21 protein-coding genes are annotated in these 25,186 nt (G+C 66.2%); 3 read left to right on the plus strand and 18 right to left on the minus strand.

All coding sequences use genetic code 11. The annotated features are described in order from the left end of the window. Positions 1 to 144: 144 nt before the first annotated feature. The 9 genes from J5474_RS15665 to J5474_RS15705 form a co-directional block, all read right to left on the minus strand. Entirely contained in the window at positions 145 to 1,650 is a 1,506-nt protein-coding gene (locus J5474_RS15665) for a calcium-binding protein (RefSeq protein WP_209361871.1), read from the minus strand. Positions 1,651 to 1,872: 222 nt separating this feature from the next. Beyond that, on the minus strand, positions 1,873 to 2,862 hold the full coding sequence (locus J5474_RS15670) for an ABC transporter substrate-binding protein (protein WP_209361872.1): 990 nt from the start codon (positions 2,860 to 2,862) through the stop codon (positions 1,873 to 1,875). 61 nt (positions 2,863 to 2,923) lie between these two features. Beyond that, on the minus strand, positions 2,924 to 3,772 hold the full coding sequence (locus J5474_RS15675; protein WP_209361873.1) for an ABC transporter permease: 849 nt from the start codon (positions 3,770 to 3,772) through the stop codon (positions 2,924 to 2,926). 88 nt (positions 3,773 to 3,860) lie between these two features. Beyond that, positions 3,861 to 4,808 (minus strand): ABC transporter permease, encoded by a 948-nt coding sequence (locus tag J5474_RS15680; protein WP_209361874.1) that lies wholly within the window; start codon positions 4,806 to 4,808, stop codon positions 3,861 to 3,863. A gap of 8 nt (positions 4,809 to 4,816) precedes the next feature. Beyond that, on the minus strand, positions 4,817 to 5,350 hold the full coding sequence (locus J5474_RS15685) for a GNAT family protein (protein WP_209361875.1): 534 nt from the start codon (positions 5,348 to 5,350) through the stop codon (positions 4,817 to 4,819). A 43-nt stretch (positions 5,351 to 5,393) separates the two neighbouring features. Continuing rightward, positions 5,394 to 6,206 (minus strand): ABC transporter ATP-binding protein, encoded by an 813-nt coding sequence (locus J5474_RS15690; RefSeq protein ID WP_209361876.1) that lies wholly within the window; start codon positions 6,204 to 6,206, stop codon positions 5,394 to 5,396. A gap of 280 nt (positions 6,207 to 6,486) precedes the next feature. After that, the gene (locus J5474_RS15695) at positions 6,487 to 6,822 is read right to left on the minus strand and encodes a hypothetical protein (protein WP_209361877.1); all 336 of its coding nucleotides are present in this window, start codon (positions 6,820 to 6,822) and stop codon (positions 6,487 to 6,489) included. A 511-nt stretch (positions 6,823 to 7,333) separates the two neighbouring features. Then, positions 7,334 to 8,791, minus strand: a complete 1,458-nt coding sequence (hydA, locus tag J5474_RS15700) for a dihydropyrimidinase (RefSeq protein ID WP_209361878.1) — start codon at positions 8,789 to 8,791, stop codon at positions 7,334 to 7,336. Positions 8,792 to 8,864: 73 nt separating this feature from the next. Continuing rightward, positions 8,865 to 9,605, minus strand: a complete 741-nt coding sequence (locus J5474_RS15705) for an endo alpha-1,4 polygalactosaminidase (protein WP_209361879.1) — start codon at positions 9,603 to 9,605, stop codon at positions 8,865 to 8,867. Between the two features lie 90 nt (positions 9,606 to 9,695). Here J5474_RS15705 and J5474_RS15710 point away from each other — a divergent pair, with 90 nt between their 5' ends. Next, complete coding sequence (locus tag J5474_RS15710; RefSeq protein WP_209361880.1) at positions 9,696 to 9,944, plus strand: hypothetical protein; 249 nt, start codon at positions 9,696 to 9,698, stop codon at positions 9,942 to 9,944. A 2-nt stretch (positions 9,945 to 9,946) separates the two neighbouring features. On the opposite strand, the gene J5474_RS15715 is transcribed toward J5474_RS15710, so the two are convergent. Then, positions 9,947 to 11,209 carry a Zn-dependent hydrolase gene (locus tag J5474_RS15715; protein ID WP_425342894.1) on the minus strand — a complete coding sequence of 421 codons (1,263 nt, stop codon included), beginning with the start codon at positions 11,207 to 11,209 and terminating at the stop codon, positions 9,947 to 9,949. A 148-nt stretch (positions 11,210 to 11,357) separates the two neighbouring features. Between J5474_RS15715 and J5474_RS15720 the strand changes: the two genes are divergently transcribed. Continuing rightward, positions 11,358 to 11,981, plus strand: a complete 624-nt coding sequence (locus J5474_RS15720) for a TetR family transcriptional regulator C-terminal domain-containing protein (RefSeq protein ID WP_209361881.1) — start codon at positions 11,358 to 11,360, stop codon at positions 11,979 to 11,981. 41 nt (positions 11,982 to 12,022) lie between these two features. After that, positions 12,023 to 12,259: a hypothetical protein gene (locus tag J5474_RS15725; protein WP_209361882.1), complete on the plus strand. Its 237-nt coding sequence runs from the start codon at positions 12,023 to 12,025 to the stop codon at positions 12,257 to 12,259. A gap of 73 nt (positions 12,260 to 12,332) precedes the next feature. Here J5474_RS15725 and preA read toward each other — a convergent pair whose 3' ends face one another. From preA to J5474_RS15765, 8 genes are all read right to left on the minus strand, one after another. Continuing rightward, entirely contained in the window at positions 12,333 to 13,637 is a 1,305-nt protein-coding gene (gene preA, locus J5474_RS15730; RefSeq protein ID WP_209361883.1) for an NAD-dependent dihydropyrimidine dehydrogenase subunit PreA, read from the minus strand. Positions 13,638 to 13,757: 120 nt separating this feature from the next. Further along, positions 13,758 to 15,095, minus strand: coding sequence for an NAD(P)-dependent oxidoreductase (locus tag J5474_RS15735; RefSeq protein WP_209361884.1), 1,338 nt, complete (start codon positions 15,093 to 15,095; stop codon positions 13,758 to 13,760). A gap of 285 nt (positions 15,096 to 15,380) precedes the next feature. Beyond that, positions 15,381 to 17,978, minus strand: coding sequence for a hypothetical protein (locus J5474_RS15740; RefSeq protein ID WP_209361885.1), 2,598 nt, complete (start codon positions 17,976 to 17,978; stop codon positions 15,381 to 15,383). Between the two features lie 10 nt (positions 17,979 to 17,988). Beyond that, positions 17,989 to 21,228 (minus strand): TipJ family phage tail tip protein, encoded by a 3,240-nt coding sequence (gpJ, locus tag J5474_RS15745; RefSeq protein ID WP_209361886.1) that lies wholly within the window; start codon positions 21,226 to 21,228, stop codon positions 17,989 to 17,991. Further along, positions 21,225 to 21,632, minus strand: a complete 408-nt coding sequence (locus J5474_RS15750) for a C40 family peptidase (RefSeq protein ID WP_209361887.1) — start codon at positions 21,630 to 21,632, stop codon at positions 21,225 to 21,227. The genes gpJ and J5474_RS15750 overlap by 4 nt, the downstream gene beginning before the upstream one ends. Next, entirely contained in the window at positions 21,629 to 22,168 is a 540-nt protein-coding gene (locus J5474_RS15755; RefSeq protein WP_209361888.1) for a hypothetical protein, read from the minus strand. Before J5474_RS15755 ends, J5474_RS15750 begins: the two co-directional genes overlap by 4 nt. Beyond that, positions 22,165 to 22,590 (minus strand): hypothetical protein, encoded by a 426-nt coding sequence (locus tag J5474_RS15760; RefSeq protein WP_209361889.1) that lies wholly within the window; start codon positions 22,588 to 22,590, stop codon positions 22,165 to 22,167. Before J5474_RS15760 ends, J5474_RS15755 begins: the two co-directional genes overlap by 4 nt. After that, positions 22,587 to 25,175, minus strand: coding sequence for a phage tail length tape measure family protein (locus J5474_RS15765; RefSeq protein WP_209361890.1), 2,589 nt, complete (start codon positions 25,173 to 25,175; stop codon positions 22,587 to 22,589). The genes J5474_RS15760 and J5474_RS15765 overlap by 4 nt, the downstream gene beginning before the upstream one ends. Between the last annotated feature and the right edge of the window lie 11 nt (positions 25,176 to 25,186).

A 25,186-nucleotide genomic window follows, 5' to 3' on the forward strand; every position in this document is an offset into this window, starting at 1 on the left:
GGGCGGCATTCCTCCTGGACCGCTGAGAGACCCCACCCGGACCCTTGGCTGACAGGACCTTGGTCGGACAGTGTGGGCAGGCCTTTTCGGGTGGCGGAACCTGGCATTAATCGGACCAGAATCGGGCCAGTCCGCCCTGCGCCGTCAGGTGGATGCGGCCATCGGGGCTACGGGGGTGGTGTTGCTGGTGTCCACCGTGCCGAAGCTGCCGGTGTAGAGCGTGTCGAGGTCGTCGTCGGTGACGATCGCCACCGGCAGGTCCGCTACGGCTTCGGCCCCTATGGCTGCGATCTGCAGCACGGTGACCAGCGCGCCGTCGATGGAGACGGTGATTTCGGTAATAGTATCGTCGCTCGACACGGTGGTGAGCGACACGTCAGCCAGCACCGTGCCGGGCGGGACAGCGACCAGAAGCTGATCCTGAGCCGGGTCGAAGTCTGTGATCATGATCGGTTCGTCGGCCCCCGCATCCACGATGAAGCTGTCCGCGCCGCTGCCGCCGGTCATCGTAGCATAGGAAACGCCGTAAAGCAGGTCGTCACCGGCACCACCGTCCAGAGACGTGGGGCCGTTGAAGAATGCATCCTCCGGCGCGGCGAGCGTATCGTTGCCAGCCTCACCGTAGAGTTCGTTGCCTTCGTCGCCATTGTCCACCAGCAGGTCGTCGCCCGTGCCGCCGTACAGGATGTCATTGAAGCTGCCACCCTCCAGCGTATCGTTGCCCGCCCCGCCGTAAAGAATGTCCGCGCCGTGGTCGCCGATGAGGCTGTCGTCGCCGTCCCCGCCATAGAGTATGTCCGCATCGTAGTAGCCATCGAGCGTGTCGTCGCCCGAACCGCCCAGAAGCGTATCGTCGCCATCTGCGCCGCCGAGCAGGTCGTCGCCGCCACCGCCGTCGATGCTGTCGTTGCCGTCTGCGCCCCAGGCGGTGTCATCGCCCGCACCCGCGATCACGGTGTCATCGTCCTGACCGCCGTCAAGATAGTCGTCGCCAGTGCCGCCCACGACGGTATCCTCACCGCTCGACCCATCGAGAACATCATTGCCGGAGGCACCCAGCAGCAGGTCGTCGCCGTCGTCACCGGACAGGTCGTCGTTCCCGGAATTGCCCTGCAGCGTGTCGCTGTCGGCCCCGCCAAAGACGACATCGTCGCCCGCGCGGCCGCGCAGCAGGTCGGCGCCGTCCCCGCCGTGTAGTTCGTCGTCTCCGGCGTCACCGATCAGCGTATCGTCGCCGCCTTCGCCCGCGATCCAGTCGTCGTCCCTGCCGCCGCGCAGCCAGTCGTCGCCGGGGCCGCCGAGAAGGTCGTCGATTCCCGGGCCGCCATTCATGGCGTCGGCACCTTCGCCACCGTTCAGCTGGTCGTCGCCGCGGCGGCCGTGGATGTCGTCGGCGCCAGTGCCGCCCCCAAGGCTGTCGTCGCCTGAACCGCCGCTGAGCGTGTCGTCGCCCGCCTGACCCTCGAGGCTGTCGTTTCCGGCGTTGCCGTGGATCAGGTCGCCGCCCGCGCCGCCGTAGATCTCGTCGTTGCCGCCGCGCCCGGAGATGGTGTCGTCGCCCTCGGTGCCGGTAACCTGATCGTAACCATTCGTACCCGCATAGGCGAATGTCGCGCCGAGAATGCCGAAAAGCGTCGCCAGGAAAATCATCACCCGTCCCCCCAAAGCCTTGGTTCAATCCTCGCAAACTGTGGCGGCGGGTGGAAAATGTGGCAAGAAGTTGTTGGTCTTGCTGGCGCGTTTGCCGGGGTGGTGGCGACAGTGTAGTTGTTTGAAACAAATTGTTTCCCTAAACGCAACGACCCCCGCAGGAAGGTCCGGGGGGCGTGCATTGGATCGGGAGGGCCAGGGCCCCTCGGGCCGTCAGGGCGATCAGTTCATGAACGCCTTGTCGGTAATGGCGTCGGTGAAGGCGCCTTCGGGTTGTTTGGTGATCACCGGGTCGGAGCCGCCGGCCAGCAGCGTGTCCACGGTGCGCTGGTAGTCAGCTTCGTCCAGGGAGCCGTCCGACCCCGCCGTCAGCTTTGCCACTTCGCCCATCATGCGGATCTGGTGCTCTTCGGTCTGAGCGCCGGTCTCGTCGTAGTCAAGCACGATCATCGCCGCTTCTTCGGGATGCTCCTCGGCCCATTTCCAGCCCGCCATGGAGGCCTTCACGAAGCGCGCCATCTTGTCGACGAAGGCCTCGTCGGAGAGCTTGTCCTCCAGCACGTACAGGCCATCCTCCATGGTGGCGACGCCCTGGTCCTGATACTTGAAGGTCACCAGTTCCTCCGGCGCCACACCGCTGTCTATGACCTGCCAGTATTCGTTGTAGGTCATGGTGGAGATGCAGTCCGCCTGGCGTTGCAGCAGCGGGTCGACGTTGAAGCCCTGCTTCAGCACCTCGACCGATCCTTCGGCCTTGCCGTCGGTCTTGATGCCCAGCGAAGACATCCACGACAGGAAGGGATATTCGTTGCCGAAGAACCAGACCCCCAGCGTGCGGTTGGCGAGGTCGGCGGGGTCCTTGATGCCGACGTCGGCCCAGCAGGTCAGCATCATGCCCGAGGATTTGAACGGCTGGGCGATGTTCACCAGCGGCAGGCCGTTTTCGCGTGCGGCGAGGGCCGCAGGCATCCATTCGACGATCACGTCGGCACCGCCGCCCGCGATCACCTGCGTCGGCGCGATGTCCGGACCGCCCGGCATGATGGTGACGTTAAGATCCTCGGCCTCGTACAGACCCTGATCGAGCGCCACGTAGTAGCCCGCAAACTGTGCCTGCGTGACCCACTTCAGCTGCAGCGTGACATCGTCGGCGGCCAGAGCCTGGCTGGCCATGAGCGCAAGCGCGGAGGCGGCGGTGAGGGTGTATTTCATGGTCTTCTCCTGTTGGTTTTGGTTGATCCCCCGATTCTTTGCCGGGGGGTTCTGGTGAACTCTAGCGTTGGCGCTGGCTGGCGTGCCAGAAGGTTGCACGGTTTTCGAGCAGCGCCACGACGCCATAAAAGGCGGTGCCCGCCAAAGCAGCAGTCACGATCGCCGCCCAGACCATGGCGAGGTCGAGCTGGCCGATGGAAGTCGATATGCGGAACCCCAGCCCCAGAGTGGGCGAGCCGAAGAACTCTGCAACGATTGCACCGATCAGGGCGAGGGTCGAGGTGATCTTCAACCCGTTGAAGATGAACGGCTGGGCGGCGGGCAGGCGCAGGGACCACAATGTCTGGGACCAGCTTGCGGCGTAGGTCTTCATGAGATCGCGTTGCATCTGGGACGTTTCCGCCAGCCCGGCCACGGTATTCACGAGCATGGGGAAGTAGACCATGAGCACGACGACGGCAGCCTTCGACTGCCAGCCGAAGCCGAACCACATCACGAGGATCGGCGCGGTGCCGACGATGGGCAGCGCGGCCATGAAGTTGCCCAGCGGCAGCAGCCCCTGGCGCAGCCAGTCTGAGCGGTCGATCAGCAGCGCAGTCAGGAAGGCGGCGCCATTGCCGATGATGTAGCCCGCCACGGCGCCCTTGAGGATGGTCTGGGTGAAATCCCCCCAGAGCAGGCCGAGGTTGGCGGCGAACCGCTCCGCGATGGCGGAGGGCGGCGGCAGGATCACCGCCGGAACGCCCGCGCCGCGCACGACAAGCTCCCACATGACGACGAGGGTCGCGCCGAAGATCAGCGGCACGGCCAGACGGACGGGCCGTGTATGGCAGGAGGGGCCGTTGGCGAGGACGGCGTTGAGCGTCCAGCCTGCGGCCCAAAGGACGAGTGCGGCGAGGATCAGGGGCATAGGGGAACTCCGGTCTTGGCGGTGGCGGATGCCTCCGGCGGGAGTATTTCGAAAGCAAAGAAGCGGGGGCGCGGGATCAGGGGATGGCTCATGCGCTCATCCCCATCTTTGCGAGGGTGCGGCGCTCGATGGCGCCGATGCCCCAGACGAGCACCGCGGCGAGCCCGGCGGCCATCAGAAGCGCTGCCCAGATCTGCGCGGTCTGTCCGTAGTAGCTGCCCGCGAGCATCCGCGCGCCCAGTCCGCCCTTCTGCACCGGCAGTTCGCCCACGATGGCGCCCACCAGCGAGGCCGCGATGGCGATCTTCAGGGAGGCGAAGAGGTAGGGCGTAGACGCGGGCAGGCGCAGTTTCAGGAGGGTGTCGCGGGAGGTGGCCGACCAGGTCTTCATCTGGTCCATCTGCATGGCGTCGGGCGAGCGCAGGCCCTTTACCATGCCGACGACCACCGGGAAGAAGCTGAGGTAGGCGGAGATCACCGCCTTGGGCAGCAGGCCCTGAATACCGACGGAGTAGAGCACGACGATGATCATGGGCGCCAGCGCCACGATGGGGATGGTCTGGCTGACGATGGCCCACGGCATGACGCTCATGTCCATGGTGCGCGAATGCACGATGCCGATGGCGAGAAGGGTGCCCAGTCCGGTGCCGATCAGGAAGCCGAGGAAGGTCGCGTTCAGCGTCACCAGGGCGTGGTAGACCAGGCCGCGGTTCGACAGCGAGCCGCTCTGGACCAGGCCGCGGCGGCCGGTGAGTTCCTCTCCGATGGTGGAGATGTAGAGTTCCGCCACCACCTGGTGCGGGGCGGGCAGGCGGGGCCGGTCGAGCGACCAGCTTTCTCCGAGGTGGTCGAGGTTCGACGCCACGAGCACGAGGTTGGAGGTGTCGCGGCGCGCGGTGGCCTCGGTGGGGGTGACCACGGCCCCGGCGCGTTGCGCCTGCGTCAGGGTCTCCTGCACGTTCATCGGCACGACGGCTGCGTACCACAGGGCGATCAGGGCGGCGAGGACGCCGAGTAGCGGGGGGATGCGTGTCATGCTGTGCCTCATGCGGGGCGCCACCATTCGAGGCGCAGTTCGGGCAGGTCGTTGAAGCCGCAGCGCAGGTGTTCACCGACGGGCACAAAGCCCTTGCGGCGGAAGAAGACCTGGGCGGCGATATTGCGCAGCGGTGGACTGGCGGTCAGCGTGTCATGTCGCGCCTGCACCCGGGCGAGCAGGGCGCTGCCGATGCCCTTTCCTGCGGGGATGCAGTAGAGGCCGCCGATGTCGCGGGTCTCCGGGTCGACGGAGATGTAGCCCAGAGGCGCCTCCGTTGCGGGGGCTTCTGCGACCCAGATCTCGCGCTGGTGGAAGACGCGGCGTACGCGTGCTTCGACTTGGACGTGGGTCAGCGAACGCGGATACCAGTCGGTCGCCTGGGCCCAGCGGGAGAAGATCGCGGCGCAGGCGGCGGCGTCGCCCGCCCGCGCGCGGCGGACCGTGAATTCCTCGCCTGAGAAGCCAGCCGGCTGGATCGCGGGTGGCTGAGGTACGGGTGGCAAGGGGGGCGCCTGCCAGGGCGGGATGGTGTCGACCATCACGACCCCGCGCTCTCGTCGCGGAGATTGCCGGCCGCGCGTGTCATTCCTCGTACCCCGCGCGCAGGCCCTCGCGGACGCGATGGGCGATCTCGATGAATTCTGGCGTGTCGCGGATATCAAGCGGGCGTTCGCGCGGCAGCGGGCTTTCGATCACGTCGGTGATGCGACCCGGACGCGGGCTCATGACGACGATATGGGTCGAGAGGTAAACCGCCTCGGGGATGGAATGTGTGACAAAGGCGATGGTCTTCTGCGTCTTGTCCCAGAGCCGCAGCAGTTCCTCGTTCAGGCGGTCGCGCACGATCTCGTCCAACGCGCCAAAGGGTTCGTCCATCAGCAGGATATCCGCGTCGAAGGCCAGCGCGCGGGCGATGGACGCGCGCTGCTGCATGCCGCCCGACAACTGCCAGGGGAATTTTTTCTCGAACCCGGAAAGCTCGACAAGGTCGAGCACACGCTGGATACGCTTTTCCTGCTCGGCCTTGGGAATGCCCATGATCTCCAGCGGCAGGGCGATGTTGCGCCCGATGGTACGCCACGGGTAAAGCCCCGCGGCCTGGAAGACATAGCCGTAGGCGCGGGCCCGCCGCGCGTCGTCCGGGGTCATGCCGTTTACTGTCAGCGTGCCTCCGGTGGGGTGTTCGAGCGCGGCCATGCAGCGCAGAAAGGTGGTCTTGCCGCAGCCCGATGGCCCGATGAAGGAGACAAATGCCCCCTTCGGGATGTCGAGCGAGACGTCCTTGAGCGCGTGCACGGGACCGTCATTGGTGTGAAAGGTCAGGTCGACGTGGCTTGCCTGGATGACCGGCGGGCGGTCGGCTGTCTGGGGAGCTGTCGGCGTTGGGGTTTGCATGGGTGTCCGGGCTATTGGGGCGTTCATTGTCGGGGGCGGGCCTTCTGGTCTTCTGGATTGGTGTCAGGGACTGTCGCGATGGCGCCGGGCGCCATGGAAGCAGGCGAAGCGGGGTCGCGGCAAGTGTTTTGCGCCGCTATTCGGGTGCGGGCCATCGCGGTCGGGTTCCGGGCGCGCATCGCGGCGCCGTCGCCCCAGAGCGGTGAAACGGTGCCGCGAGACGCGCGCCAACGGACGATGCGGCCTGGCGGGCGAGGGCTGGACGCGGCGGTGAAAAGCCTCATGAGGCGGTCCGGTCGTAGGTCAGGCGGGCTTTCAATCCCGGCAATTCGAGAAGTCCCTCGTAGCCTGCAACCGGCAGCGGGCGCAGTGTGGCGGTGCCACGGCGGCCATCGGCACAGGTCAGCGGGGCCTGCAGCAGCGGCCCTTGGGCGGCGTCACGCGTCAGCGGTTTCGGGCGGGCGGTGCAGGTGGTGCCGTCCATGGTGACCGCCAGCCGGGCGCCATCCGCTGCCAGCCGTCCCGAAGCTCCGGCCGGACCCTGCGTCAACGGCAGGGACGTGTCGGCGCAGGCGGCAGGCTGCAGCGTGGCGAGGACGGCTGCGCGGCAGGACACGCGGAGCAGTCCGTCTTGCGAGGGCCGAGCGCGGGGCCGCCGGAGACGATTGCGGAGGCATCCACAGGAGGCAATGCCCGCGACAAGAGGCGCGTCATGCCGCACCCTCCAGCCGGGTGGGGGAGACGAGGGGCAGTGAGTATTCGCAGAGCGGAGAAGCAGGACCCAGGTGCGAGCGGCGGTTTCATGGGCAGTCACAGGCTGCGGCGCGGAGGAGAGCCGCTGGCTTTGAGCGCGGGCGGCAGGGTGGATCTGAGTATTTTTGCCAAGAAGAAGCTGGGCGCGCGCCCTGGCTGACCTGGCTGACCTGGCTGACATGGCGCGTCTGACGGCAGGGGGGAGGGCGCGACGGTGTTCGGGCACCGCGCCTGTCTTCAGGGCGGTCGTCATGCCAGTCGCGATACCTGTCACGACGGCGGTGAGCGGACCGCGCGCGCCAGGTCCCGCACCCCGGAGGGGGCGCGGCGCCGGGCAGGCCGTCTTTTGGGCGCGCGGTCCGGTCATGGTGCGGTCAGACCCCGGTGGCCGGGATGCCGGAGCGCTGCACCGGGCGGGGGGCGGTAAGGTTCTTCCACTGTGAAAGCGCGGTGTTGGTCGGCGTGTTCGGTGTTCGGGCGACGAATTCGCCGTGGCCTTCGCGCGAGCTCAGCGCACCGTCGGTCACAGCCAAATGGCCGCGCGTCATGACGAAGCGGGGCAGGCCCTTGACCTCCTTGCCCTCGAACACGTTGTAGTCGATGGCGCTGGTCTGCGTCGCCGCCGAGATGGTTTTCGTCTTCTCCGGGTCGAGCACGAGGATATCGGCATCAGAGCCGACACGGATCGCACCCTTCCTCGGGTAGCAGTTCAGGATCTTGGCGATGTTGGTCGAGGTGACGGCGACGAATTCCTCCGGCGTCAGGCGGCCGGTCCCCACGCCCTGCGTCCAGAGCATCGGGATGCGGTCCTCGAGCCCGCCGGTGCCATTCGGGATCTTGGTGAAATCGCCCACGCCGTAGCGTTTCTGGTCTGTCGAAAACGCGCAGTGATCCGTCGCCACAACCGAAAGCGAGCCGGACATCAGCCCCGCCCAGAGGCTGTCCTGATGCTTCTGGTTGCGGAATGGGGGCGACATGACGCGGCGCGCTGCGTGGTCCCAATCGGTGTTGAAGTACTCGCTTTCGTCCAGCGTCAGGTGCTGGATCAGCGGCTCGCCCCAGACACGCTTGCCCTGACTGCGGGCGCGGCGGATGGCCTCGTGCGCCTCCTCGCAGGAGACGTGCACGATATACAGGGGCACGCCCGCCATGTCGGCGATCATGATGGCGCGGTTTGCGGCCTCGCCTTCCACCTGCGGCGGGCGGGAGTAGGCGTGCGCCTCGGGTCCGGTGTTGCCCTCTGCCAGGAGCTTGGCCGAGAGTTCAGCCACCACGTCGCCATTCTCGGCGTGGACCATGGCGATGCCGCCCAGCTCTCCCAGACGCTTGAACGAGGCGTACATTTCGTCGTCGTTCACCATCAGCGCGCCCTTGTAGGCCATGAAGTGCTTGAAGGTGGTGATGCCGCGCGTGTCGATCACGGTCTTCATTTCGTCAAAGACCTGTTCCCCCCACCAGGTCACCGCCATGTGGAAGGAATAATCGCAATGAGCGCGTGTGGATTTGTTGTCCCACATCTGCAGCGCATCCAGCAGACCCTGTCCGGGCGAGGGCAGGGCGAAGTCGATCACCATGGTCGTGCCGCCCATGAGCGCGGCCTGCGTGCCGGTGTCGAAATCGTCCTTTGAGTAGGTGCCCATGAAGGGCATTTCCAGATGCGTATGCGGGTCGATGCCACCGGGCATGACGTAGCAGCCCGTGGCGTCCAGGGTTTCGTCGCCGCTCAGACTTTCGCCGATCTCGATGATCTTGCCGCCTTCGACGAGGACGTCTGCCTTGTAACTCAGGTCGGCGGTGACGACTGTGCCGTTCTTGATGACGGTGGTGCTCATGGTTTTTCTCCCTGTTGGGCACGGACCGGCCATGCGGTTCTTCGTGCGGTGTTCGACATGGCGGGGCGGCGCGTCACGGCATATCCCCGCAGGTGACAAAGTCGCGGGTCCGGTCGCGGTCCTGGAAGGTCCGCGAGCGGCCGGATTTCCTGGCGGCCTCGCAAGGGGTGCGGCGCGGGTGGCTGTATTCGGCGGCGAAGACCGGCGTGCCCGCGTCACGACGGGGCTGGTCGGCGCCACACCCGCCGTCGAGAGAGCCGCTTTCGAAGATGGCCAAATCCATCGACTGTTCGAGGCGCGCCACGAGATCGGGGGTGTTCTTCCGCCCGGTCTGCAAGCCCATTGCATCGGCCCGGGCGAGCCGCATCCGGAAGTGCCCGGTGGTGTCTCCAGCCGTCAGGCCCAAGCCGCTGTCGTTCAGTTGCGCGTCCATGTTGTCCGGTTCGATCGCATCGAAGCCCGCATTGCAGAACCGCTCCGCCATGATCGGCAGCCGCACATCGTGCCGCCGGATGTCGAGGAACCGCTCGTCCGACCTGTCCGGCAGAGCGTTGCCCAGCACATCTTCGGACGTCGGGTCGGTACGCCCGGCCTCTCGGGTGCCGATCGAAAGGCAGCGGATCCACCCAACGCCGCGCGCGTCCAGCGCGTCGATGTCGGCATTCGGATGGTCTTGCGGGTCGGGGTCCATGACATCTACCGTGCGGCGCAGGTCGAAGGGCGCGGTCATCAGCTGCCAGTCCCACGTCTGAACGCCCGCCGCGCCCGGATCCGTCGGGGTGAGGAGAGGCAGGAGGGACAGGGCGCGCAGCATCCGCAATCAGATCCCGACGAAATCGGAACCCGGAGGTCCGTCATGCGTTTGAACCGAAGGCCCAGGCGGCGCCAGAACAAGGAAAGAGCCATGTCCGACACTACCACCGACGCCCTCGAGCACGCGCTCGGCACCATGTTCGAGACCGCCGAGGACAATGGCAAGCAGAGCCTGACCGTCTCGGTGCAGGATCTGCACAACGCTGGCGAATCCGACGGCGACCTGCCGGGCGACGCCATGGCACGTGCGGAACAGGTGCTGCGCGAAGCCATGCGCGACGGTGACACAGCAGCGGAGGGCGAAGGTTTCGCCGTCCGTTTTGGCCTGCCGCGCACCTGAGGTCACGCGACGATCCCCGCGGTTTCCACAACGGCATGGAACAGCACGTCGGTGCCCGCTTTGGCCCATTCCTTCGAGATGTCCTCGGCCTCGTTGTGGCTGAGCCCGTCAACGCAGGGACACATAATCATTGCGGTTGGCGCCACGTCGTTGATCCAGCAGGCGTCGTGACCGGCGCCGGACACGATGTCCATATGCGAGTACCCCAGCCGTTCGGCCGCGTTTCGGACCGCCGTCACGCAGCCCTCGTCGAAGGCCACCGGATCGAAGTGACCGACTGGCTCTATTTCCAGCCCGAGGCCAAGCTCGTCGGCGATTTCCTTTGCCTTCGCTTCGTACTGCTCGCGCATCGAGGTCAGCTTACCCAGGTCGGGCGACCGGAAATCGACGGTGAAGACGACCTTGCCGGGGATCACGTTGCGCGAATTCGGGTAGACGTCGCAGTGCCCCACGGCGCCCACCGCGTGCGGTTGGTGCGCCATGGCGATCTGGTGCGCGGCCTCGGTCATGCGCGCCATGCCGAGGCCCGCGTTCACGCGCATGGCCATCGGGGTCGAACCGGTGTGCGCGTCCTTGCCAGTCACCGTGCATTGCAGCCACCACAGGCCCTGGCCATGGGTGACAACGCCGATATCCTTTTTCTCCGCCTCGAGGATCGGGCCCTGCTCGATGTGCAGTTCGAACATGGCGTGCATATTGCGGTCGCCGACCCTTTCGTCGCCTTTCCAGCCGATGCGCTCAAGTTCGGCGCCAAAGGTCTTGCCCTCCGCATCCTCGCGTCCGTATGCCCAGTCCAGCGCGTGCTTGCCGGCAAAGACGCCGGAGGCCAGCATGGCCGGGGCAAAGCGCGTGCCCTCCTCGTTCGTCCAGTTGGTCAGTACGATGGGGTGTTTCGTCTTGATGTCGAGGTCGTTGAGAGTGCGCAGAACCTCCAGCCCGCCGAGAACACCCAGAACCCCGTCATATTTCCCGCCTGTGGGCTGGGTATCGAGATGGCTGCCCATGTAGACCGGCAGCGCGTCGGGGTCCGTACCCTCACGTCGGGCGAACATGTTACCCATCTCGTCGACGCCCATGGCGCAGCCCGCAGCCTCGCACCAGGACTGGAACAGCGCGCGGCCCTCCGCGTCGGCGTCGGTCAGGGTCTGGCGGTTGTTGCCACCCGCTACGCCGGGGCCGATCTTTGCCATCTCCATGAGCGAGTCCCAAAGGCGGTCACCATCCGTGGTCATGTTCGCCGCGAGGTTGGTCATCTCTGCTGCCATTTCATACACTCTCTGTTGGACCCGTCTGTCGCGGGCTGTTCCGATTTGACCAATCGGTCAAAACAACGCTACCAAAGGTCGAGTATCAGTCAAGCGTTCTGCCAAGGTCCGCGGCAAATGCTTAGGAAATATGCAGTCGAGGCTCAGGATGACGGAGAAAACGGCAGCGGTGCAAGCCAACGGAGGCACCCGAATCCAGCGCGAAAAACGCGCCGCGATCCTCGAAGCGGGGCTGACCGTCTTCGCCGAGGCCGGTTTTCGTGGCGCCACTCTGGACCGGATCGCCTCCGAAGCGGGCCTGTCGAAGCCCAACCTGCTCTATTACTTCCCCTCAAAGGAGGCGATCTACGAGGCGCTGCTGCAGGAGCTTCTGGAAACCTGGCTCGATCCGTTGAAGGCGCTGAACCCGTCGGGCGACCCGGTCGGGGAACTTCTCTCCTACGTTATGCGCAAACTGGAAATGGCGCGTGATTTCCCGCGTGAGAGCAGGCTCTTTGCCAATGAGATCCTCGCCGGGGCTCCGGCGATGCTCCCGGTATTGGAGGGCGAATTACGCACATTGGTGGACCACACAGCGGCAGTGATCGACGGCTGGGTGGCAGAGGGGCGGCTGGCAAAGATCGACGCCCGGCATCTCCTGTTCTCGATCTGGGCGCAGACGCAGCACTACGCCGATTTCGATACGCAAGTGCGCGCGGTCATGGGAAAGGCGGATTTCGACGGCGCGGCGGCGCATCTGGACTTGCTCTTCCGGCGTGTTCTGACGCCCTGAATTTCACCTTGGATTAACCGGATTCGCGACAGGGTGCGGGCATGCACCCCGTTCACCTGTCCAATGATCCCGCGAACGAACCCTGGCTCAGACAGATCCTTGCCGCGAAGGCCGTGCGCGAAGGCGGCGTGGTGCGGCGGGCCGTGCACGACTTGGAGCGGGAGATCGGGCGCGGCAGGCTGGTGGGGGAAGTGGCCCGGCGCGGCTTTCACATGATCGAATGCGGCGGCCAGTTCGTCATCATCTGCCGGACATCGGACCTGATCGTTCACCTCTGAGGCGTGCAAAGGCTTTTCGTACGAAAAGCCTTTGCAGCACGAAGAGTTCTCGTGGAGAACTCTTCGGTACCAGTCACTCTGCGGCCTTGGCCATCGGGTTGTTGGGGTGCGTGGTCCAGTTGCCATACTCGGCGGGGACGGTGCGGCCCGTGCGCGGATCGACGGTACCAGGCGCCAGACGCTCCATGGTGATGCAGTTCTCCACCGGGCAGACGTCGACACAGAGGTTGCAGGCCACGCATTCGGCGTCGTTGACTTCGAAGGTGCGGCCCTCGTGCATCCAGATCGCCTGGTGCGATGTGTCCTCGCAGGCGGCATAGCAACGGCCGCACTTGATGCAATCCTCCTGGGAAATCCGCGCCTTGGCGACGTAGTTGAGGTTCAGGTACTGCCAGTCGGTGACATTGGGCACGCCTTTGCCGACGAAATCGGCGGTGGAGGTGTAACCCTTTTCGTCCATCCAGTGCGACAGGCCGCGGATCATCTCCTGCACCACCTTGAATCCGTAGGTCATCGCCGCCGTGCAGACCTGTACGTTGCCCGCGCCCATGACCATGAATTCCGCCGCGTCGCGCCACGTGGTGATGCCGCCAATGCCGGAGATCGGCAGACTGTGTGTCGCCGGATCGCGGGCGATTTCGGCCACCATGTTCAGCGCGATGGGCTTTACCGCCGGCCCGCAGTAGCCGCCGTGGGTGCCCTTGCCGTCGATGGTGGGTTCGGGCGCGAACAGGTCGAGATCCACCGAGGTGATGGAGTTGATCGTGTTGATCAGCGACACCGCGTCGGCGCCGCCGTTCTTCGCCGCCTTGGCCGGGCCGCGGATATCGGTGATGTTGGGCGTAAGCTTCACGATCACCGGCTTGTCATAGTACATCTTGCACCAGCGGGTGACCATCTCGATGTACTCGGGGACCTGGCCCACGGCTGAACCCATGCCACGCTCTGCCATGCCATGCGGGCAGCCGAAGTTCAGCTCGATCCCGTCGCAGCCGGTCTCTGCCACGCGTGGCAGGATGGCTTTCCACGACGCTTCGTCGCACGGCACCATGATGGAGGCAATGAGCGCGCGGTCGGGGTAATCTGCCTTTACCCGCGCCATTTCGTCAAGGTTCACCTGCAGCGGTCGGTCGGTGATCAACTCGATGTTGTTGAGGCCCAGCAGGCGGCGGTCGGCGCCGTAGATCGCGCCATAGCGTGGGCCGTTGACGTTGACGACCGGCGGGCCTTCGGCGCCGAGCGTCTTCCAGACGACGCCGCCCCAGCCAGCCTCGAAGGCGCGGCGGACGTTGACCTCCTTGTCGGTGGGCGGCGCTGAGGCCAGCCAGAAGGGGTTGGGAGATTTGATGCCGAGGAAGTCCGTGGTAAGATCAGCCATGGGTATGCTCCTGTCGGGTGGCCCGTCCCGGGTGGACTGCGACCATTTCTGTTGTGTCTCCGGCGTCGGCAGCGCGTCGGGCTGCGCGGCGCCGTGAGTATGTGAAAAGCAGAGAAACGGTCAGGCTTCCCCGGTCAGCGTTGTGTGGATGTCCATGGCGGCGTCGCGGCCTTCGGCTACGGCGACCACTGTCAGATCCTCTCCGGGTGTACAGTCCCCACCCGCCCAGACACCGGGGATCGAGGTACGGCCCGTGGCGTCCACCGCGATCTTGCCGTGCTCCAGCGCCGGGCCGTCGGTGCCTGCGGGCACGAAGGTCTGGCCGATGGCGCGGAAAATCTGGTCGGCGGGCAGGCGGGTCGTTTCGCCCGTGCCCTTCAGCGTCCCGCCCTCGGTGGTGGTGTACTCCAGTTCGATTTCGGCACATGTCCCGTTGCCGTGGATTGCCACCGGCATGACATTGGGCAGGATGCGCACGCCTTTCGCGGTGGCAAGCTCCTGCTCGTAGAGGCTGGCGGGCATGGCGTCCTGCGCGCGGCGGTAGGCGATGGTGACGTTTTCCGCGCCTAGCAGCTTGGCCTGTACGGCGGCGTCGACCGCGGTCATGCCGCCGCCAATCACCACAACGTTGCGCCCGATGGGCAGGGCCGCGAGATCGGAGGCCTGCCGCAGCTCCTCGATGAAGGACACCGCATTGCTGACACCGTGGCGGTCAGTGCCCGCGCAGGTCAATGCATTCACCGCGCCAAGCCCCAGACCGAGGAAGACCGCGTCGAAATCCGACTGCAATTCAGAAAGCGTCACGTCCACGCCCAGCTTGCGCCCGGTGTGCAGGGTGATGCCACCGATCTGCATCAGCCATGCGGCCTCGCGGGCGGCAAAGTCCTCGGTCGATTTGTAGGAGGCGATGCCGTATTCGTTGAGGCCGCCGGGCTTCGGCTTGGCATCAAAGAGCGCCACGTCATGGCCCAGCATGGCCAGCCGGTGCGCGCAGGACAGGCCCGCCGGGCCGGCACCGACCACCGCCACGCGCTTGCCAGTGGATGGCGCCCGCGTGAAGGGATGCGCGTTCGACGCCATCACGCTGTCGGTGGCGTGGCGCTGCAGGCGACCGATCTCCACCGGCTTTCCCTCGGCGGTTTCGCGCACGCAGACCTGTTCGCAGAGCGTTTCCGTCGGGCAGACCCGGGCGCACATGCCGCCGAGGATGTTCTGTTCGAGGATGGTGCGCGCCGCCGCCTGTGGCTGGCCGGTAGAGATCTGGCGGATGAACAGGGGGATGTCGATATCCGTCGGGCAGGCGGTCATGCAGGGCGCATCGTGGCAAAAGTAGCAGCGGTCCGCCGCCACGGAGGCTTCGTGACCGTCGTAGGGTGCGTGCAAGTCGGAAAAGTTCGATGACAGCGTCTCGGGGGTGAGGCGCCCTGCTGTGATACCGGGGGTGAAAGGACTGGTCATGACGGCTCCCTGTTTATTCTTTCGTTCAGAGTGCCACAGGTTGAAATTTTATCAATTGGTAAAATTTCGACGCCCGCACTTTTCGCGCAGCGCCTTGACCACCTTGCCCATTTTTGCAGCGGTCAGACTGTAGCGTGACGCGATCTTTTGCAGTCAGTGACACGTTTCTTTACAGCAACGCATTTTCCTGAATAGCTCGCTCCGGCACCGCTATCTCTTCAATAGCCCCTCCCGCGGGCCCCTCGTAACCGAGCGTTGAACGGTCCTTGACGAACTCGATCAGCGTTACCCGTAGATCGCGGCGCGCTCGAAAATGAGCGCCAAGATCCTTGACCCATTGCTGTCGGCATGCAGGTTCACGAGCCGTCCGTCTCCGAACAGGTCGAGGAACGGCACGCGTGGCTTCTCGCTGGGGTGCGTGTAATCGAAGCTCAAGAGGCGTTTGGCCTGCCAAGACCCGCCCACATACTGATGCAGAACCATGCCATAATAAGCATAGGCCACGAGGACGGCGGTCCGGGCCATCTCGGGCGTCTCGATGCTGATGGTGTTGTAGACGCTGCCGACGCCCAGGTTGGCGATCTCGATGGAAGGCCACGGATCGACAAGCGGCGCCGCAGGGGCGGCGAGATAGCGGACCGACTGCTGGGCGTTGACCCCGTAAACGATGTCGATGCCGCGCTTGTCCCCTTGGAAATCTCCGGCGTCGATCCAGCAGACATCGACCCCATCGGCAGCCGACATAAGGGTGGTGATTGGCCATTGGTCGGTGACCGTTGCAGGGCGGCGCGCCAGATAGATGCCACCCTGCCCGTTGGGCTGCCGGTCATTGTCGCGACATGTGAACGCCAGGCATTGTTGCCCGCCAAGCCAAAGGAATTTACCCCGCTTGAGGAAGGACCAGGGCCCACGGCGGACGACCATGGTGTTCTGCACGAAGCTCGCGGTGGTGAGAGGATCTGCCCCGAAGGTCCACTTGTACCAGACGATCCCCCCGTTGGTGAGCGCGGAGCCGCTGCCAGCTCCCTGAAAGGCGACCACCAGTTCCTCGCGTCCGTCGCCATCCACATCGGCGACGAAGCAGTCCTGCCCGTTCGCATAGTTGGCCACGTTCAGCCGCACTCGGGTCCAACGGCCGTTGAGCCGCGTGGGGTTGACTGGGCGGTAGAGCCAGAACACGTCAGCCAGCTGGTCGATGATGACCAGCCCCTTGACCCCGTCGCCGACGTCCCAGACGCACATGCCTTCGATCTTTACGAAGCGATCGGTGGTGGTGGCGTTGACGTTTTCGTCCACCGTGTGGCGCACGAACTTGCCCGGGGCGATTTGCTCGTTGATGTAGACGCCTGCGACCCTCCCGTTCTTGTTGGTTGACGCTGCAAAGACGACGTCCTTCAGACCGTTCCCCGTAAGATCAAAGGTGTCGATGGCGTCGGGGTCGCCAACGTTTGCCAAGGTCATCGCGCCAGCGAAGTTCAGACCCTCCCCGAGGGTCAGGCCTGCCACTTGGTCGAGCGGGTAGACCGTGATGTAATGGGCCTCGCCCACGGCACTGCCGCCGATTGCCGTGGCGGTCCATACGCCGACGCTCGTCATGGCGGCATACGCCGTAGTGATGCTGAGCGTCTGACCGGTCCCGATATGGGTCACGGTAACAGCGGTCCCGACCTTGCGGATCTTGAAATGCTGAACCTGAGTGTCGTCGATGCCGGTCAGGGTCACGCTACCAAGCGACGTGGCTACACCGGAAGTGCGGTTCACCTCCTGCACCTGCATGGCTCCCCCGCCATAGCTCAGGCGTAAGAGATCGTTGCCGTTGCCGTCGATAATAACCCCCACGTAGCCCGTGGAACGTGCTCTCAGTCCGCAGAAGATCTCTCGGTTCGCACATCCCGCCGGAATCAGCATCACGGTCCGGGTAGGTGCGGTCGCGACGGTTGTATCCCCGGTCATCACGCCCGCGCCGTTGACCAGCAAGCTCTTCGCTCCGATCCGGTTGAAGGTCGCGGGGAACGCCTTGGAACCGCGCACAGCCCGCCGGTGGTGGGCGACGCGGCGATCATCCAGGAACCCGGCCTGGCCCTCGAAATCGTCGTGCACCGTGGCCAGAGGCGAGCCGTCATCGCGCAGCCACAGTCCCCGCGCCACGGAGTAGGTCGCGATCTCGCCGGTCGGCGCCCATGTCATTTTCTGGCCGTCACTGGCGGTTGTCGGGATGGTGCTGACCGACTGGATCGTCACCGTGTCGGCGAGAGCGTCAAAGGCGGCCTGCATGGCACCTGCGTCCGCGACCTTGGTCACCGTGATCGCATGGGTGCCGAGCACAAAGGTACCCGGATCTGCCACGCTGTAACGGTACGTGTGCCCCCCCTTGGTGGTCCCGCCGTTTACGAAGGTCGTGCGTAGATGCACCTCGGCGCTGGCATCCATGTCCGTGGCGCGAGTCCATGCGCCGGACGCGACCACATAGATGCCGTTCAGCGCGGCGTTTGTCTGGCCCCCGACACCGACCCGCTGTCCCGCCGTCACGGCCACCCCGTCGATGGTCTGCGCGCCGCTCAGGGTGATATTGCCGGCAGCCCATACAACTACGGGATCCACCACTTTTCCTCCGGTCGCCTGGAAACTTTCGGCGGCGGCAATGCGGGTATTCAACGTGGCGGCTGTTGCCCCGAGGCTGACAATGCTGCTGGCGTTCGCTGCCCCGGTGCCGGCCGCTTGCTCCGCAATTTGACGAATGCCCGACAATTCTTCTGCCACCGGTCCGGACCCGACGAGCTGGTTGGCCAGGGTGTCAGTGGCCAAAGGCCCGACTGTCCCGTCGCGGACGCCAACGAGCTGATCGACGCCGGTCAGTGAGGGTTTTTCAGTTACTTTGCCCATGTGCAAATCCTCAAATGATCGTGGCGGGGACCGGCCCCGCAGGTTGGTTGGCGATCCGGTCCGCATTGACCGGGGCGACGTAGTAGTCCCAGGCGCCCTGCGGCGCGGTGGTGCTCGAGGCGCGGTAGAGCAGGACGGACATGACGGTCGCGTCGCAATCCGCGCTCCAGGCGATCTCGATCGCATCCGATGCGGCGATGGCCGTGGCGGTGAACATCTGCGTGCCGTTGGCGGCGATCTCGATGACCTCGACGCCCGCGCCGCCTGCCAGGCGGACCGTGACGGTTCCGGCGGTCAGCCCCGTCACGACGATCTGCCCGCGATAGACCGCGCCTGCGGCCAGCGTCAGGTCCTGGGCGATGCTGCCTGAGCTGCCCGGCGCATGATCCGCCTGACCCGCGGCGATGCTCGCCCCGTCCATCGTCCAGGCGCCGGCATCGGACATGTCGCCGGCGGTCAGCAGCGAGCTGCGCGACGTGTCGCCGTCGATCATCGTGACGCTCGATCCGGACGCCGCCGACTGCGGGCCGCCCACGGCATGGCTGCCGATATCCAGGGCCGCACCCTGTGGCGCGCGGAACAGCTGCAGCTCGACAGTGTCCGGCGCGGTCGCGACCGTCACGAACGCATTGCCCAGGCCCCCGAGCGCCGTCATGCCGTCCGGGTCGAGCGGCACCGGCACCTCGATGTTGCCCGTGACGGTCGTGCTGGTCACGGCCGTGGCCGGGCTCGGATCGCCGAAGACGGAGATGGCCGTGGCAAAGATCTCGAGTGTGGTGCCGATGGGATAGTCGAGCTGCGCCCTGCCGCCGTTGCCCTGCACATCGGTGATCGTCCAGGCACCGCTGCCCGCGATCCGGTGGCTGACCTCGATGCGTTCGATCGAGACCCTGTTCGACGGCGGCATGCTGACCGGCACGGAGACCGCGGCGGCGGGCGCGCCGGTGTAATCGTATTCCGCCGCCTCCAGCGTGAGCGTGCCGACCACGGGCGTGGCCGGCGTGCCGGCGGTGTAGACGACATCGCCGGAGACGGCCGTCCAGGCGGGCGGCACCTCGGCATCGGTGAGCGTGTCGATCTCCGGGGCGTCGTTCTGCAGCGTGAGGCGGTAGGACATGTCCTCCGCGGGCTCGACCCCGACCACACGGCACGGGATGTCCACGCGCATCGCCTCCCCGAAGTGCACCTGCGTGCCCACCGGCGGCACCTCCGCCAGGTCGGGCAGGATCAGGACATGCGTCTCGCCCGGCACCGTCGCGAGGCTCGCCTGCACCGTGTCTCCCACGGTGTCCCCGGCGTCGTAGACCTGCCACTTCAACGCGTATTGAAGACCCTCTTCCATGACCACCGGCGCGTCGAGGATCACGCTCCGGTCCTCGACGCGCCGCACCCGGGCCGCAACCTGGACAGCGTCGAGAATATCGCAGGAGAGACCCACCGCATCGCCGCGCGTGGCGGTGCGCAGCAGGCTCGACTGGATGCAGCTGAAGGTGTCCGGGCGGTGGTCCAGTTCGTATTGCCGGCGGCGCGTCTCGATCCAGACCTCGGACGGATCGGTCTTGCCATCGAGCGGGAGGTCCTCGAAGTGCCGCGGCTCGCCCTCGAAGCCCGGCCAGGGGATGATCCGCTCCGTCTCCTCCCAGCCCGCCGTCTCGTCCCGGAAGGTCACGCGGAACGCATCCGGCCGCCGCGTCCAGCTTTTCGACCACGTGATGGCGGATGCGGTGAGCGGGCTGAGCCGGTCCGTGACGTAGGGCTGCGGCCGATCGATGATCACGCCCCAGCCCGTCCCGTCCCGCCGCCAGGTCGCGCGGCCGGCCGCCAGAACGCCGTGCAGCGCGTCCCCGAAGGTCTCATCGCCCGAGAGGACCCGATCGAACTTCAGCCCCTTCGCGTCGCAATGCTCGAAGAACTCCACCATGTCCGGCCAATGGATCGCGCCATCCGCGACGGGATAGGCATTCGCGGCGCCCCGCATCATGGCCAGGGCGGCGGAGGCCGGGTTGCGGCTCAGGCCGTCCTGCCACTCCGACCCGGTCCAGACCGGCGCGTAGCGCTGCACCACGCCGTTGAACGTGTCGAGCGTCCCGTTCGCGATCTTCGACGCCGGGATCCTCAGCTCGGTCAGTGCCAAGGGCCCGTCGTAGGCCAGCGGAGCACGCTCGCGTATCCCGGCAATCGATGACAGATAGGTGGTATCCACCGACGTGGCGCTGATCGACGTGGACAGTCGCACAACGTCGACCTCCCAGCGCCCGCGGGTCGGCACCCGCCATTCGAACTGCTGGAAGAAGCCGCTGGTGGTTTCCGCGCTCAGGGGCAGGACGCCGTAGACGCTGGACCACTCGGTCTCTCCGACCTGGCGCTGCCGCATCTCGACGCGGACCAGCGCGCCGGTGATCCCGCCCTTGCTGGTCCGCCCGTAAAGCCCGTTCGGATATTGCAGGATCACCCGCACCCGGTCCGTCTGGCCCGGCGAGGTCCAGACGATCCTCTGGTCTCCGGCCGGATTCGGTCGCAGCTCCGTCGCGAGACGATCCTCGATCACCTGCTCGCGGACGATCTCCAGCGGCGCATCGGAGGGCGTGCCCTCGCGCGTGTTCCAGATGGCCCCGGGGAACTCCCCGATCGGCGTGTCCTTGATCTTCAGGTTCGAGATGTCGAGCCGCCCGTGCCCCCAGAGGAACAGCCCGTGCAGGTACTGCTGGCCGCCGATGACCTCCGAATAAGGCCGAGCGGCAAACAGCGGCGCCATCCGGATGCGCCCCGCAGGCCAAGGGATCGCCTCGCCGGGGTTTGCCTGGTTCTGCCAGCCGTCGAGCTGGTAAAGCTCCTCGCCCTTCGGGGTCTGGTGCTGCTTCGGCGGCACCGGGATCAACGAGGATGCTAATGCCGCCCCTGCGTAGAGCACGGCGACACCAGCTGCGATGCCGACGACATTTGCGACACCAGCGCTCACCCCCAGCCCGGTGACTGCGCTCATTGCGAATTGTATGGCGACGGCGGCGCCCGGCACGTACCTCACGACCACGACGCTCCCCGGGCGGGGCCGCACTGCGCGCCAAAGCCCCATCGGAACCGCGACAGCATCGCGTGCTCCACCAATCGTGACGCGCACGCGCTGCGCATCCTCCTCGGGCAGATAGGGCAGACCGCGCGCGACGATCTCCGCGACGGTGATCCCGGCGTCGATCTCGATCGAGCGGCGGTGATCCGGCAGCGCCGCGTCTGCGATGATGACCCGGATCATGTCATCAGCTCCGCGTGCCGCCAGATGCCGACGCGCCGGGACCGCCAGGAGGGATCGTCGAGGCGCGCCACCGAGACCCGGTGCACATGCGCGTGCAGCATCCGCCCCGGGTCGATCGCGACACCAATGTGACTGGCATGCCCCTGCATGCGGAACAGCAGCCAGTCGAATGGCTGAATGTCATCGACCCGGTGCCAGGGTCCGACCCGAGCGGCGCCCTGGATCAACTGCGCGAGTTCCACCCGCTCCGCCCCGCAGGCATAATCGCCGGTGTAGGACGGCAGCTCGATCCCGTGCTCTTCGGCCATGATCAGCCGCGCGAGGCCGTAGCAGTCCACGCCGGACCAGTCGCGGCCCAGTTCGACGCGCGGAATGCCCACGTATTCGGAGACCCACGCGCTCATCGATACAGCCCCGGAAACGCCCGCTGTGTCATGCGCGGCGAGGGGAACATCTCGATATCGATCGGGACGTGGCTGAGAACCAGCTCCACACGACCGCCGGCACTGAGGTCCGCTTCCGCACTGCGCAGCTCGAGATCGAGATAGACCTCTTCGGGGCCGGCACCGAGGTGCCCGGAGAGCATCAGCGCCATGTGGCAGGTGGCGGGTGTGAGGATCGAACGCAGCAGGTCGAGGATCGACGATTGGACCAGGGAGAGCGTCAGCCGCGCCTCCGGCATCGTATCCTCGATCTCGCCAGGCCACTCGACATCGACGCCGACAAAGAGCCAGGGCTCCTCGACCAGGTCTGCCCCGCGCCAGCCGCAGCGCGTGCCATAGCGCAGCGGGTCCGTCGACAGGCGTTCCGTCATGTCGGTCGACAGCCGCAGCGGGGCGTTCATCTCAGGGTGCGTGATCTCCATCAGCACCAGCGGCACCGAGGCCGTGTCCAGCCCGTCGAAATGGCGGCGTCCGGGAAGGGAGAGGCGCCGGCTCATGGCATCACCGTCAGGTCGAAGTGGATGTCGAGGGATCTGCCGCGCCAGTTGCCCTCCTCGGGCTGGGTGGTGCCCCAGGCGCAGAGCATCCGCGCCTCGTCGAACCAGGGCGAGCCGTCCTCGAACTGCAACGGCGCGCCGGTCTCGTCGAGCAGCGGCCAGCCATCGCGCACCGGATCGGGCATCCAGAAATAGCGCGTGCCACCCTGGCAGGTCACATCGAAGAACATCCAGAACGTCGCCAGTTGAGGCTGCGTCAGCGTGAGCGTCACGGTCATCGGATGCGGCGTGAGCGTCAGGCGGCGCTCGAAGACAGGCGCGCCACTGTCGGTGGCACGCATCCGGCGGGTGTCCTGCCTGCCGCGACTATGGCCGTCGCGGCGCGGCTGCGGGACGTCGGAGGGCCAGGCGGGATAGCTCATCGCCGCGGCCCCGTCTGTCGCAATCCGAGCTGCTTCATGCGGCGGTCCGCGCCCCCGCCACGAACCGACATGCCTTGACCGACGGCCTCCGCCAGTTCGAAGCGTATCCGCCGCCGGCCGGAGGCATCTCGACCCCCTTCGCGGGCCTTGAACTCGACCCCGGTGTGGTTCTCGATGATGATCGGCATGTCGGCCCAAGGCCTCGGAGCAGCCCCGGAGAGGGAGCCCCCGTCCGCGTACCGGGGCAGCGGCAGCGGGGCGCCGGCATTGATCGCCTCCAGCAAGGAACGATGCCGGGCCGTGGCGTCGCTGTTCACCACGAATTCACCGGGGCTCTTCCGGTAGGGGCCGGTGGCAGACCACCCCAGGATACGATCGTCGCGCGATCCCCCCGGCCCGTAGGTCATCCCGCCGTCGGCAAACCCGAAGAGCTTGAAGATCGACGGGACGATGCCACCGCCGAAGAGACCGCCAAGAGGACCCTCACCCATGATCAGGGCGTCAGCCATCACGTCGAGGATCTTGGTGCCGATCCGGTCCCAGATCTGGTAGGCTGCATCCCCCTTCGCGCGCATCAGATCGAGGCCATCACGCATCAGTGACCCGCTGAAGTCCTGCAGCCCCTTGATACGCTCCTGCAGCGTCGTTTCATTCTGCAGGGCTTCGATCTTCTGTCGGACGGCGTCCACCTGAGACTGAGCCGCCTTCGTCAGGGCCTCCGCGTGGCGGAGGAGTTCCTGCTCGACCGGGTCGGTCTCGCGAAGGATCGCAAGCCGCCGATCGTAATCCTTCAGCAGGTCCTGAACCTCGTCGCGCTCCTTCTTGGTGGGCGACTTGCCTTTGCCGCCAGCGCCCTTGGTCAGCGAGTGTTGGAGCTTCGCATAGGCGGTATCGGCGGCCTGGGCTTCCTGCGCCAGGCGCGCGGCATTCTCTGCCTCTGCCTTGACCGTGCTCTCCATTTCCTTCAGCTGACCGATGCGGCCGGATGCGATCATGCCGTAGCCTCCATCCGGCAGCGACCGCTGGAAGTCATCGGCAGCTAGGCGGCCGGCGCGTTCGACGGGCTTGCCGACAGTGTCGAGCATGATCTGAGAGCGCGCGGCGGTCTGTTGCGATCCGGAGATCGCTGCCATCGCGGCCTTTTGGGCGGCGGCTCGGGAGAGGTTGGAGGCGAGCTGCGACGCAGCCTCGGCGGCTCCCCAGATGCCGCCGGCAATGTCCAGGGCGGCGAGGGACTGCCCTTCCAGGAACGCGGCCCGGAGTTCCTCCTTCATGCTCTCGGCGACGTCCAGCGTCCCCAATGTCTCATCGAAGACGGCTCGCTGCGCGTCCTGCTGGGCGCGCAGGACTTGAAGGCTGTCCTCGCCGTAGGTTGCCGCGAGACTGCGAAGGGCGTTCTCCTCGCGCATGGTATCGAGCATCTCGCGGGCGCTGGCCAGCGCCGCGTCAGAGGCGGTACGGCTCGATTGATAAGGCCCGTATGCCCGTGCTGCCTGTGTCTGTCGGAGTGTCTCCTGGTACTGCCGTTCACCGAGGATCCGTGAACGCTGGTACTCTGCCCAGGCCTGGCCAGCTTTGGCGGCATCGCGCGCGGGGGCGGGCTCCAGACCCTTGATCTCCAGAAGCCGTTGGATCAGCTCCTCGACGCCGGCGATACGCTCGTTCTCGGCTGCGCTGATCCCGTCCTGGAGTTCAGCGCCGGCAATGAGTGCCTCGCGCAGGCGTTGGGCGGCCGCCAGCTGCTCGTCAGTGCTCTGGGACGCCGCATCATGCAGCTGCGTATAGCTTGCGAGTACCTCATTGATGGCCGCGCGGCGTTCCTTGCGTCCACGCCCGAGGAGGGAGAGGTCGAAGAATTCCCCGATGGCCGCCTGGTCGCCGATGTCCCACTTCGGGACGTCCAGCTGCGTCTCGTCCAGAAGCGTGCGGATGGCAGCGCGCTGCGCCTCCTGCAGGCCACGAAGCGATGTCGCGCTGAACGACTTCAGATATCCCTGCGCGGCGATGGCGGCCGAGCCAAAGCGTTCCTCAAGCTCCTTCGTCGTGGCAGATGCGAGCTCACTGCCTTCCTTGTATTCCTTGATCCGGTCGCTCAGCGAGGAGACCCGATCCTCGTAGGTCTCCGCCTTCTCCTCGGAGGAGGAGAAGAGCTTCGCAACGACGCCCATGGCCGCGATCGAGCCGATGGTGATCAGGTTGATGGGGCTCAGCATTGCCGCGACCGAGGTCGTGATCATCTTCCAGGCTGCCGCGCCTTTCACGCCGGTCTGCTGGAAAACTTGGCCGATCTGGGTACCTTGCTGGATCGCCAGCTGCAGCGGGTTTTGACCGGCCATCAGCATGACGCCGATGTCGTTGAACTGCGAGGTGAGGTTCGCGACCGACCCTGCTGCCATTTCGCCGGTGCGGGCGAGCTGAGTGCTTTGCGTCGCAGCCCCACCTATCGCGCGGCCGGCGTCTTGTCCCCGCTGGGTCAGGCCCTTGGTTGCGGCGCTCAACCGATCCGTTTCGGACGCCGTCTTGCGCAGCTCGGCCTGGGCCTGCGTGCCATCCGCGGTGATCCTGCCGTGCAGCTTCAGCGCCATTTCAAACCCCG

It is taken from the genome of Sagittula salina, from assembly GCF_017813235.1.
Lineage (GTDB): Bacteria > Pseudomonadota > Alphaproteobacteria > Rhodobacterales > Rhodobacteraceae > Sagittula > Sagittula salina.